This window comes from Actinomyces sp. S4-C9 (genome assembly GCF_000758775.1).
In the GTDB taxonomy this organism is placed as follows: Bacteria; Actinomycetota; Actinomycetes; order Actinomycetales; family Actinomycetaceae; genus Gleimia; species Gleimia europaea.
This window is the reverse complement of sequence record NZ_JRMU01000023.1, coordinates 1-11,903: the sequence shown is the minus strand read 5'-3', so window position 1 is coordinate 11,903 and position 11,903 is coordinate 1. Positions and strand designations below refer to the sequence as shown.

Below are 11,903 nucleotides of genomic sequence, written 5' to 3'. Positions count from 1 at the left end.
AGTTGATAACTATTCATAGCATGTTATAGTTATTCGCATGAGTGTTTCTGTTGGCATTGTTGGCGCCTCGGGCTTTGCGGGTAGCGAGATCGCCCGTATTCTGAGTGAACATCCGCATTTCGATGTCCGCGTGCTCGTTGCCGCTTCTTCTGCGGGCACTCGGTTTGGTGATTTGAACCCGCATATTCCAGCTTTAGCCGACAAGATTATTCAACCGTTTGAAGCCGATACTCTGTCGTCTCTCGATCTGGTTTTTGTGGCCCTTCCGCATGGTAAATCTGCAGAAATTACTAGCGCACTGGAAGGCGGCCCAGTGGTGATCGATGCGGGTGCTGATCACCGTCTCAAGTCAAAGGAGTCGTGGCAGCAATTCTATGGCGGCCCGCACATGCGGGCGTGGGACTATGCGATGCCCGAACTCGTCCACGCTGATGAGGCGGGTGCAATTCTCGCCGGGAAGCAGAAAAAAGCGGATACGCAACGCAAAATCCTCAAAAACTCACGCGCCGTGGCAGTGCCTGGCTGCAACGTTACTGCGGTGACGCTTGCAATGATGCCGGCTGTGGCAGCTGGCTTTGTTAGCTCCGGGTCGCTTGTGGCTACGCTTGCAGTTGGTTATTCCGGCGCGGGGCGCAGCGCCAAGCCACATTTGATGGCAACCAGTGCACTTTCCAACATTGCGCCGTACTCAGCAGTTGGAAAGCACCGCCATATTCCCGAGATTGTGCAAAATCTACAGGTTTGCGGAGCGGGCGAAATTGAGGTGGAGATGACTCCCGTCCTCGTTCCCACTTCGCGAGGGATTGTTGCCGTGGTGAACGCTGCCACGGACGGTGTGTCGACTTCCGAATTGCAAGAGGCGTACAGGGCCGTCTACGGCGCAGAGAAACTGATTGATCTTTCCCCGGCTTACCCTCAATCTGGCCCGGTGGTAGGAACTGGCCGCGCGCAGGTGTGGGCGGGAGTGAACCCGAATACGGGTGTTCTAACGGCAATGACAGCGATCGACAATCTGGGCAAGGGCACTGCAGCTGCCGCGGTTCAAGCGGCTAATTTGGCGTTTGGTTTCGACGAGTGCCTCGGCATCTACATGAACGGAGTGTTGTGATGGTCACGGGTGTTTGTTTCCCAGAGGGCTTTGCGGCGGCCGGAATCGCAGCAGGTTTGAAAGCATCCGGAGGTAAAGATCTCGCTCTGGTAGTAAACGAGGGGATCTTACCGGCAGCGGCCGCAGTTTTTACATCGAACCGTGTAGAGGCAGAGCCCGTTAAATTCTCGCGCGCACAGATGCGAAACGGCGTGGTTACACACATATTGCTCAATTCGGGTAACGCTAACGCCTGTACGGGAGAGCAAGGCCGAAAGGATGTGAAAGCTTGCGTGAATGAGCTTTCCCTTGCGGCGGGTGTGGACCAGGCAAAAATCGCGGTTTGCTCCACAGGAGTGATCGGAGAGTACCTTGATACGGCGGCTATCACCCGGGCGATTCCAGCCTTGGTGAGCGGCCTTGACGTATCGGGCGCAACCAGCGCGGCCTCGGCAATCATGACAACCGATACCGTTCCAAAAGAGGTCCAGATTGAGGTGGACGGGTGGCGCGTTGGAGGTATGGCCAAGGGGGCGGGAATGCTGGCTCCTGCACTTGCCACCATGCTGTGCGTGATAACAACCGACGCGGTTATTGATAATGAAGCTCTTGATAGCGCCCTTCGTCACGCCGTCCAGGTGAGTTTCAACCGCCTCGATACGGACGGATGTATGTCCACTAACGATACGGTGATAGTGCTCGCTTCGGGAGAATCGGGGATTACGCCAGATGAGGCTACTTTCGCTACTGCATTGGAGCAGGCTTGCACAAAGCTGGCGAAGATGCTTCGTGATGACGCGGAGGGCGCTGAGCATTTCGTAGACATCACGGTTAGTGGTGCAAGTAGTGAGGCGGCCGCAGTCGAAGTGGCACGTGCGGTGTCTCGTTCAAATTTGGTGAAGACCGCAATTTTTGGAAATGACCCAAACTGGGGGCGTATTTTGTCGCAGATCGGCACGGTTCCAAGCTGGGTAGCTCCGTTTGATGTGGGCAAGGTAAATGTTTCAATCAATGGCGTGATGATTTGCAAGAACGGCAGTGTCGGTGATCCTAAGGAATCGCTTGATTTGGCGGCATCCCAGGAGGTCAAGATAGAGATCGACCTGGGTGCGGGCAATAGTTCAGCAACCGTTTACACAACGGACTTGACGCACGCGTACGTACACGAGAACAGTGCATACACATCATGAGTAATCTTTCAGCATTGGACAAGACCAAGATTTTGCTTGAGTCCGAGCCATGGCTGCGGCGTTATTCGGGCCGCAAAGTTGTGATCAAGTATGGCGGCAATGCAATGATTTCGCCGCAGTTGCAACGCGCATTTGCGGTTGACGTGTCGTTTTTACATACGTGGGGCGTGCATCCAATAGTGGTGCATGGGGGCGGCGCACAAATCAACGAAATGTTGGATCGCCTAGGGCTACAGGCCCCGTTTGCGGATGGCTTTCGCGTGACAACGCCTGAAGTGATGGAGGTGGTGCGCATGGTCCTGGCTGGAAAAGTGCAGCGCGAACTCGTATCACTCCTGAATGAACGCTCGATCGCCGCAGTGGGGTTGTCTGGTGAGGACGCCGCACTGTTACACGCACGTCGCAAGGTGCAGGTCGTTGATGGTAAACCGGTAGATTTGGGGCAGGTCGGTGACGTGGCGGGGGTAAACCCAGCGCCTGTAGAGGATCTTGTTAGTCATGGCCGTATCCCGGTGATCTCGTCGATTGCGATTGATGAGGATTCTCCAGGCGATGTGCTTAACGTTAACGCTGACGCGGCTGCGGCGGCGATTGCGGTGGCCGTGGGAGCGCAAAAGCTCATTATGCTCACGGACGTGGAGGGGATTTACCAAGACTTTGAAGATAAATCCTCGCTGCTTAATCGGATGAGCCGCGCGCAACTAGAAGAGTTGATGCCAGCGCTTGCTGCGGGAATGATCCCGAAGGCGCAGGCTGCTTTGGCTGCGCTTGAAGGCGGCGTTGAGCAGGTGCATGTGATTGACGGACGCGTTCCCCACTCGATGCTCCTAGAGGTTTTCACCGACGAGGGCGTGGGCACGATGATTACCGAGGAGGGGTAGCTGTGGAATCAAACTGGCTTGCCCGCTATGAGGAATCTATGCTCGGCGTGTTTGGTGCTCCTGCGATGGTGTTGACCCGTGGGGAGGGCGTGTACGTGGAAGATGCGGATGGCAACACGTACATGGACTTGCTAGGCGGAATCGCTGTGAATGCACTCGGCCATGCCCATCCGGCTATTGCGCAGGCGGTTGAAAAGCAGGTGCGTACGCTGGTGCACGCCTCGAATTTCTTCGCAACGATGCCCCAAATCGAACTGGGCGAAGCACTGCGCGAGATCGTGGGCGGATCTGGCCAAGCCAAAGTGTTTCTTTCAAACTCGGGAACAGAGGCGAACGAGGCCGCCTTGAAGATCGTAAAGGCGCACGGGAACGCTACTGGTAAGAATCGCATTCTTGCGTTAAAAAACGCATTCCATGGCCGATCTCTCGGGGCGCTGTCCCTTACGTACAAGCCGGCTTATAGGGAGCCTTTCGCACCCCTCATCTCGAATATAGAGTGGATCGAGCCTACAACTATCGCTTTAGAGAAGGCATTCGCCGCGGGTGATGTTGCGGGTGTCTTTGTTGAGCCGATACAGGGTGAAGCCGGAGTAATCGAGGTTCCGCCTAATTTCTTGACCCGGGCGCGAGCTTTGTGCGATCGAGACGACGCACTCCTCGTTGTAGACGAGGTGCAAACCGGAATCGGGCGTACAGGACAGTGGATGGCCCATCATGGCGCCGGGGTGGTTCCAGACGTTGTGACCCTCGCAAAAGCACTCGGTGGGGGAGTTCCAATCGGCGCAACGATTACTTTATCTTCCGTTGCAAGCGCGGTTTTGAAGCCGGGTATGCACGGAACCACGTTTGGAGGTAACCCCGTTGCCGCGGCTGCGGCGCTCGCGGTGATTCGTACGATCAAGTCCGATGGCCTCCTCGAACATGCACGAATCTTGGGAGATCAGTGGATGGATAGCATCCGTGCTCTCAAGAATCCGCATATTAAACAGGTTAGAGGCCGCGGCTTGCTGGTCGGCATTGAACTTGATGAACCGCGTGCCGGCATGGCTGTTAAGGTGGCGCAAGCCAGCGGGTTTATCATTAACGCGGCCAATCCCACAACCATCCGGTTAGCGCCACCACTGATACTTACCGGGGAGCAGGCGGATGCGTTCACGGCGGCCTTGCCCGGCATTATTTCAAGAAGCTATAGCGAAGGAGAGCTGTGAAAGATTCGGATAACACCCGCACGCCAGCCTCGAAGGCTGGGCGGCACGCGGCGATTGAACAGATCCTCGCAACCCGGCAGATCGCGTCTCAGTCGGATTTGCGCGAGGCATTAGAAGAGGTCGGCATTTTCGTTGCTCAAGCAACGCTTTCACGTGATCTTTTGGAAGTGCGAGCAACAAAGGTTAGAGGCGTGGACGGACGCCAGATCTATGCGCTCGCTAACCCGGAGCGACCGGTGGAATGGGGCGAGGAAGGCGCGGAACAGAAGTTGCAGCGCTGGTGCCAGGATCTGCTGGTAGGAGGAGCCACGGCAAACAACTTGGTGGTGCTTCGTACCCCGGCGGGAGCTGCGAACCTCCTCGGCTCTGCTATCGACTTTTCGAGGGATGAAACGGTACTTGGATCCGTTGCGGGAGATGACACGATTATCGTCGTATGCGTATCAGATGAGGCCGCGCAGGCGTACTGCGACAAGCTACTCAAATATGCGGAAGGCGTTAAAACTTCCAGCCAAGAGCTACAGAAAGAAGAGAATAAATGAGTAAGAAAAACCGGATTGTTCTTGCCTACTCGGGCGGTCTAGATACCTCTGTTGCGATCGGTTGGATCGGGGAGCGTACAGGCGCGGAAGTTATTGCCGTCGCCGTTGACGTGGGCCAGGGCGGTGAGGATCTTGAGGTGATTCGCCAGCGTGCTCTGGACTGCGGTGCGGTTGAGGCTTACGTAGCTGATGCGCGTGACGAGTTCGCTAACGATTACTGTATGCCAGCGCTGAAGGCAAATGGCCTCTACCAGGGCGAATACCCGCTGGTTTCTGCGCTTTCTCGCCCGCTGATTTCGCGCCACCTGGTGAAGGCGGCCCGCGAATTTGGGGCCACTACTATGGCGCACGGGTGTACGGGTAAGGGCAATGATCAGGTTCGTTTCGAAGTGTCGTTTACCTCGATCGCGCCGGACTTGGATTGTATTGCTCCGGTTCGTGACCTCGCACTTACTCGCGACGTGGCAATCGACTACGCCAACAAGCACAAGCTGCCCATTGAGACCACCAAGTCAAACCCGTTCTCTATTGACCAAAACGTTTGGGGCCGCGCCATCGAGACAGGCTTCCTTGAGGATCTGTGGAATGCGCCCACCAAGGACGTCTACTCTTACACGGATGATCCCACTTACCCACCGCTTCCAGACGAGCTCGTCTTGACGTTCGAAAAGGGCATCCCCGTGGCGATTGATGGTCGCAAGCTCACGCCCCTGCAGATTATTCAAGAGCTCAACACGCGCGCCGGTGCTCAGGGCGTTGGCCGCATTGACATCGTTGAAGACCGCATGGTTGGTATCAAGTCTCGTGAGATTTACGAGGCGCCGGGCGCGGTTACGTTAATCAAGGCTCACCAGGAGCTGGAGAACGTCACTCTTGAGCGCGAGCAGCACCGCTACAAGCGTCGCGTAGACATGCGTTGGGGTGAACTCGTTTACGAGGCACAGTGGTTCTCGCCGCTCAAGCAGTCTCTCGACGCTTTCATTGATCACACGCAAAGCTACGTGTCCGGCGATGTGCGTATCGTCCTGCACGGTGGCCGCGTGACGGTAACGGGACGCAAGTCGGATACCTCGCTCTATGACTTTAACTTGGCCACCTATGAAACGGGTGACACGTTTGACCAGTCCCACGCTCGCGGATTCATTGAGATCTACGGCCTAAGCTCTAAGCTCGCTGCCGCCCGCGACGTTCGTTTCGAGCACGGTGACGCGTTCGAGGCAACTAAGTAGGGGATATGCCAAACGACAACGTTAGTCTTTGGGGCGGTAGGTTTACGGGCGCGCCCGCGCAGGCGTTGGATGCGCTTTCGGTTTCTACCCATTTTGATTGGCGCCTAGCCCGAGTGGATATTGCTGGTTCGAAAGCACATGCGAGGGAGCTTGGCCGAGTTGGCCTGCTCACCGAAGCAGAGCTTGACGCCATGCTGGCGGCGCTTTCCTCACTCGATGAGGACGTGGAGAGCGGTCGGTTTGAGCCGCAGCCCGGTGATGAGGACGTGCATACCGCACTAGAGAGAGGCTTACTCGAACGCGCCGGAAGAGAACTGGGTGGCAAGTTGCGTGCGGGGCGTTCTCGAAATGACCAGATCGCCACACTAATCCGCATGTACCTGCGTGATGAGGCAAAGCATCTGTCGGACCGCGTGCTCGATCTCGTGGATGCTATTTTGCATCAAGTTGGTGAGGCGGGCGAGGCAATCATGCCGGGACGTACCCACATGCAGCACGCCCAGCCCGTCCTCGTTGCCCATCATCTGATGGCGCATGCGTGGCCACTGGTCCGGGATTTAGAGCGCCTTTCTGACTGGGATAAGCGCGCTGCGAAGTCCCCTTACGGTGCGGGTGCGCTCGCGGGTAATACGCTGGGGATGGATCCGGGCAATATTGCCGCAGAACTTGGGTTTGACGAGGTTTGTGAGAACTCTATTGACGCCACGTCCGCGCGTGACGTGGCCGCCGAATTTTCTTTCATCGCGGCGATGATTGGTGTGAACCTGTCGCGGTTGGCGGAAGAGATCATCATCTGGAACACGGTCGAGTTTGGCTACGTGACCCTCGATGATTCATTTTCGACAGGATCTTCGATTATGCCGCAGAAGAAGAATCCGGATATTGCAGAGCTTGCACGAGGTAAATCGGGTCGGATGATTGGTGACCTCACGGGCTTGATGACGGTTTTGAAGGGGCTTCCACTCGCTTATGATCGCGACCTGCAAGAAGATAAGGAGCCGGTTTTCGATCAGATCGATACGCTTGATGTCCTATTGCCAGCAATGACCGGGATGATCCAGACCATGACGCTGCACACCGATCGCATGGAGTATCTGGCTCCTCGCGGTTTCTCACTGGCAACCGATATCGCGGAATGGTTGGTGAAGAAGGGCGTGCCGTTCCGTGAAGCGCATGAGATCTCGGGGCGTTGCGTGGCGCTTGCGGATGCAACTTATCGTGAACTGTGGGATCTATCGGATGAAGAGTTCTGCGGGATTCATGAGGCTCTGACGGCTGATGTTCGAAGTGTACTTTCCGCGCAGGGCTCGGTTGCGGCCCGTGCCGGTCGGGGAGGTACGGCTCCAAGCCGGGTGCGCGAGCAGAAGGCCGAGTTGGAGCAAAAGGTTGAGCAGCTCCGGCGCCGCCTCGCATCTAACTAGTGATGTTCTAAGAGTCGGGCAGGCTTGCGGTATTTCCGCAGGCCCGCCCGATTCGTTTTACCTAATGGAAGTAGAACTTTGCAGTTGCTCCTGCAGGGTCTCGTCCTTGAACTGGAAGCCCGCTTCAAGAAGTCTTGTTGGTACAGCGTATTGTGAAGAAGTGGCAAGCACGGCCATATCGCCAAGTACCATGCGCAGGGCGAACGCAGGCACAGGTGGGCCGGGAACGCGACGGTAGTGGGCGGCTGCCCCGGCTGTGAACTCTTCGTTCGTGCATGGATTTGGTCCGGTCAGGTTGAACGCGCCTTCCAGCTGCGGATTCTCTAACAGGAACCGCACCGCGCGCACGTGGTCGCGTAGTGAAATAGTGGGCATCCATTGTCGCCCATAGCCCAGGCGACCGCCGAGGAATGTTTTGAACAGGGGTTCAAGGGCGTGGAGCATACCTCCGCCATCCTCCAGAACCAGGCCAGTACGAATGTTGACAACGCGGTTCACCTTGGCGCGCCGAGATTCTCGCTCCCACACTTGGCATAGTCCGCCAAGAAAGTCATCGGCTGGCTGCGAGTCTTCTTCCAACACTTCGTTGTCGCGCGAACCGTAGTAGCCAACTGCGGAGCCGGTAAGGAATGTTTTGGGGCGCTGAGATTCTGGTAGGGATTTAATAGCGTCGGCCAGAGTTTTGACTGATTTTAGCCGCGAGTTCACCAGCTCATGCTTGTATGCGTGGGTCCAGGGCCAGCGCGCGAGTGGCGCGCCGTTAAGACAAACCACGGCATCGACTCCCGCGAGGTCCCGAGGGTCGATGTCGTAGGCGTCGGGGTGCCAGCGCGCTTCGCCGGGCCCCGGTTCACTACGCGTTAAGCGAATGATTTCCCAATCGCTGTTCTTCAGTTCATTTTGTAGCGCGGTGCCCACAAAGCCACTTGCGCCGCCTATAACAATCCTTTTACGCATGCTTCATTGTTACACCTGCCCGCACGGGTGTGCATTAGGGCAGCTTCATTTGCCCGGGTTTAATCCACCCTCGTTTACGCATGATTTCGGAAATGCCTAGCGTTAGTAGCGCGGGAGCAACAAAGTGGAGTCCAACGATTAGTGCCAGAAGTGTCGCAGGGTTCGTGGTTTCGGACATGACGGTCCAAGTCATGATTTGGCCGACTAGGCCGGAGGTGCCCATGCCCGCGCCGGCAGCGTTGCTTTCCATATGGAAGACAGTTGTGGCGATGGGGCCGAGAATGGCCGAGGTCAGGATCGGCGGGATCCAGATTTGGGGGTGGCGCAAGATGTTGGGTACTTGCAACATCGATGTTCCAAGTCCTTGGGCGATGAGGCCAGAAATCTTGTTTTCGCGGTAGGAGGCCACGGCGAACCCAACCATTTGTGCGGAGGTTCCAACGGTTGCGGCTCCGGCTGCGAGGCCGGATAGTCCAAGAATGATCGATAGCGCGGCGGACGAGATGGGCAGAGTGAGGATGATGCCCATGACCACGGAAACGATGATGCCCATTGTGAAGGGGCGATGCATGGTGCCCCAGTTGATGATGTCTCCAAGGCTTAGCATCATGGCTGATATTGGGGGACCAATGAGAAGTCCAAGCAGTGATCCGGAAACGATTGTTACAAACGGTGTCACGAGGATGTCCACGGGAGTTTTCCCGGACACTGCTCGGCCGATTTCAACAGCTACGAACGAGGCAAGAAAGGCTCCTAGGGGCTCTCCGGGGCCGAGCAGTTGCATGGTCAGGCCGTCTACTACTCCAGCGTCGAGGATTTTGCCCGCGTGGGCGCCAACCATGCCCGCAACTCCGGTGCCTGCGAGTACGTAGGTGCTGGCTTCTAGCCGGTGTGCGACCCCGATACCGATGCCTGCACCAGTTAGAACGGAAGCGATGGATCCCATCAGCACCAGTGGTTTTCCGACTGCATCGGGAAGTAGGTTTCCAACGGAAACCATAATTGTGCCAATGATTAGTGTGGCAAAAAGTCCGTGTGCCATGCCGGTTAGGCCGTCGATAAAGAACCGGTTTGCCGAGGTTTTTATCCTATTTGGAATTTTCATCGCTCATCTCCAAAGCGCTACTGTATATACACTCAGGTAGACGTTATCAGAGCGTTGGGTTATCCCAAATTCGGATTATTGTTTGGGCTCGGACAAGAAGCCGTGTTCGCCTAAAGCCTTCTCAATCGTGTCGAGTGTCTCTTCACTATCGGCTTCGACCGTGTGCTTGTGGTAGCCGTCAGTGAGTCGAGAGAGACGTTGAGGCCGTTCAAAGCTTTCCAGGAAGTTTTTCAAGCTCTTGGGTGATATCACGTTTAGATCGGCGCTGATTTCCCCGTACTGTGGATGATCGATCTTGATGTCCAGCACGCGCCCGCCATGCTCGATAATTAGCGCCAGTTCTATTTTAGTTTCGCCGTAGTCGTGGCGAACTTTGAATTCGCGTCGAGGTAGCTGAACCGGGCGAATCAGCAGGTATCCACGATTGGTTGAAAAGATGGGGACGCCTTCGGCGCGCAGGAGGGCAATATCTTTGACGATGACTTGCCTGGTCACGCCAAGCAGGTCTCCAAATGCGGTGGCGGAAATAGGAGCGTCCGAGCTTTCTAACTTGCTCAGAATCGTGCTACGCCTGTCGTTGCTAATACAGCGATTTCCCTTTCTCACCATAGGAACACGTTAGCCAAAAGATGATAAATAGTGAAAAATTGTGGCGGTGGCTTAGAATGCCATCGGAAATTGTTGTTGTTTGGAAGGAATAGAAGTGGCCGATCTAATTGATGATCTGCAGTGGCGGGGTTTGATCCGTCAGCACACCGATCTAGATAAGTTGCGTAAGGAACTGTCTTCAGGGCCGGTCACTTTCTATTGCGGTTTTGATCCAACTGCACCTTCGTTGCATCACGGGCATTTGGTCCAGTTGATTTTAATGCGCCACCTACAGCTTGCGGGGCACCGTCCTTTGGCTTTGGTTGGCGGCGCAACTGGCCTCATTGGCGATCCGCGTATGTCGGGCGAGCGCACTTTGCAGCCCCGAGAGGTTGTTGAAGGTTGGGTAGAGAGCCTGAAGCAACAGATTTCACGCTTCCTTGATTTTGAGGGCGAGAACGCTGCGCTAATGGTGAATAACTTGGATTGGACGTCCGAACTATCCGCTATCGACTTGCTCCGTGATTTGGGTAAGTTCTTCCGGATGGGAACGATGCTCTCCAAAGACGCGGTTGCCCGGCGCCTGAGCTCTAAGGAAGGCATTTCTTACACGGAGTTTTCGTACCAGATCCTCCAAGCTAATGACTACCTGCAGCTTTACCGTCGTTACGGTTGCACGCTTGAGACTGGCGGCGATGATCAGTGGGGCAACCTGGTTGGCGGCCTCGACTTGATTCGCAAGGTGGAGGACGTGGAGGTCAGCGTAATGACCACGCCTCTCATCACGAAGGCGGATGGTACGAAGTTTGGTAAATCAGAGGGCGGGGCCGTCTGGCTGAATCCGGACATGTTGTCGCCGTACGCGTTCTACCAGTTCTGGCTGAATGTGGATGATGCTGATGTGGTGCGTTTCTTGAAGGTGTTCACATTCCTGGATCGCCCGGAGATTGAGCGTCTTGAGAAAACGGTAGAGGATGCCCCGTATAAGCGTGAGGCGCAAAAAGCTCTTGCAGCTGAGGTGACCAAGTTGGTTCACGGTGAAGAAACTTTGCAGCGCGTGCTGGAAGCCACCGACGCTCTGTGGGGTAGTGGCGACTTGAAGAAGGTTGATGCAGCGACTTTGTCTGCGGCTACGTCGGAGTTGCCGGCCGGTGAGGTCGCATTTGGTGAGGCAACGATCGTGGACGCTCTGGTTGCAGCCGGTTTAGAAAAGGGCAAGCGTGCCGCGCGCACAACCGTATCCTCGGGCGGCGCGTACCTAAACAATGAGCGTGTTGAGAGTGAAGACCAGATTATTAGTGCCGAGGACGCCTTGGCAGATGGAACCGTTTTGATCCGTAAGGGAAGGCGGAACCTAGCAGTAGTGCGTCCTGCCAAGTAGGGAAGTTCAACCTAGTGGCCGGGAGTGTGGGGCAAGTATGCCCCACACTCCCGGCCCAAACTTTGCGTGTGGTGGGAGTCACCGCAGATTCGTTTGACCGGCCAAAAGTGAATGTGTAAAGTTGAAACTCGTTGCGAGACAGATGGCAAAGTCCAAAAGCTTCGCGGCCTGCTTCTAGGAAGTGTGATCCGAGTCAGGAATCTTGACAAGTGATTGCAACCTGGTAAGCTAGAGAAGCTGTTTCAAGCAGTGAAAACTCAGAAACGGCGTGACACCTCACTTCTTTCCCTACTAGTTTTTGTTGGGAAGAGTGT

11 protein-coding genes are annotated in these 11,903 nt (G+C 55.9%); 8 read left to right on the top strand and 3 right to left on the bottom strand.

Translation table 11 applies throughout. The annotated features are described in order from the left end of the window. The first annotated feature begins 37 nt into the window (after nt 1–37). From HMPREF1628_RS08255 to argH, 7 genes are read left to right on the top strand one after another with little or no spacing between them, the layout of a single operon-like run. On the top strand, nt 38–1,108 hold the full coding sequence (locus HMPREF1628_RS08255) for an Asd/ArgC dimerization domain-containing protein (RefSeq protein ID WP_034510959.1): 1,071 nt from the start codon (nt 38–40) through the stop codon (nt 1,106–1,108). Beyond that, complete coding sequence (gene argJ, locus HMPREF1628_RS08250) at nt 1,108–2,277, top strand: bifunctional glutamate N-acetyltransferase/amino-acid acetyltransferase ArgJ (protein ID WP_034510956.1); 1,170 nt, start codon at nt 1,108–1,110, stop codon at nt 2,275–2,277. Before HMPREF1628_RS08255 ends, argJ begins: the two co-directional genes overlap by 1 nt. Further along, nucleotides 2,274–3,158: an acetylglutamate kinase gene (argB, locus tag HMPREF1628_RS08245; protein ID WP_034510954.1), complete on the top strand. Its 885-nt coding sequence runs from the start codon at nt 2,274–2,276 to the stop codon at nt 3,156–3,158. Before argJ ends, argB begins: the two co-directional genes overlap by 4 nt. Before the next feature lie 2 nt (nt 3,159–3,160). Continuing rightward, complete coding sequence (locus HMPREF1628_RS08240) at nt 3,161–4,366, top strand: acetylornithine transaminase (protein WP_034510952.1); 1,206 nt, start codon at nt 3,161–3,163, stop codon at nt 4,364–4,366. Continuing rightward, nucleotides 4,363–4,908, top strand: coding sequence for an arginine repressor (locus tag HMPREF1628_RS08235; RefSeq protein ID WP_034510949.1), 546 nt, complete (start codon nt 4,363–4,365; stop codon nt 4,906–4,908). Before HMPREF1628_RS08240 ends, HMPREF1628_RS08235 begins: the two co-directional genes overlap by 4 nt. Beyond that, nucleotides 4,905–6,137: an argininosuccinate synthase gene (locus HMPREF1628_RS08230; protein ID WP_034510948.1), complete on the top strand. Its 1,233-nt coding sequence runs from the start codon at nt 4,905–4,907 to the stop codon at nt 6,135–6,137. The genes HMPREF1628_RS08235 and HMPREF1628_RS08230 overlap by 4 nt, the downstream gene beginning before the upstream one ends. 5 nt (nt 6,138–6,142) lie before the next feature. Beyond that, nucleotides 6,143–7,558, top strand: a complete 1,416-nt coding sequence (gene argH, locus HMPREF1628_RS08225; protein ID WP_034510945.1) for an argininosuccinate lyase — start codon at nt 6,143–6,145, stop codon at nt 7,556–7,558. Nucleotides 7,559–7,615: 57 nt separating this feature from the next. Here the strand turns inward: argH and HMPREF1628_RS08220 are convergent, their stop codons facing one another. The 3 genes from HMPREF1628_RS08220 to HMPREF1628_RS08210 all read right to left on the bottom strand — a co-directional run bounded on the left by HMPREF1628_RS08220 (nt 7,616) and on the right by HMPREF1628_RS08210 (nt 10,229). Beyond that, a complete protein-coding gene (locus HMPREF1628_RS08220) occupies nt 7,616–8,515 on the bottom strand; it encodes a TIGR01777 family oxidoreductase (RefSeq protein WP_034510941.1) in 900 nt (299 codons plus the stop codon). A 34-nt stretch (nt 8,516–8,549) separates the two neighbouring features. After that, nucleotides 8,550–9,620, bottom strand: a complete 1,071-nt coding sequence (locus HMPREF1628_RS08215; protein WP_052039027.1) for a PTS transporter subunit IIC — start codon at nt 9,618–9,620, stop codon at nt 8,550–8,552. 75 nt (nt 9,621–9,695) lie between these two features. Beyond that, nucleotides 9,696–10,229 carry a transcription repressor NadR gene (locus HMPREF1628_RS08210; RefSeq protein ID WP_052039026.1) on the bottom strand — a complete coding sequence of 178 codons (534 nt, stop codon included), beginning with the start codon at nt 10,227–10,229 and terminating at the stop codon, nt 9,696–9,698. 94 nt (nt 10,230–10,323) lie between these two features. Between HMPREF1628_RS08210 and tyrS the strand changes: the two genes are divergently transcribed. Further along, nucleotides 10,324–11,589, top strand: coding sequence for a tyrosine--tRNA ligase (gene tyrS / locus HMPREF1628_RS08205; RefSeq protein ID WP_034510938.1), 1,266 nt, complete (start codon nt 10,324–10,326; stop codon nt 11,587–11,589). Nucleotides 11,590–11,903 lie beyond the last annotated feature (314 nt).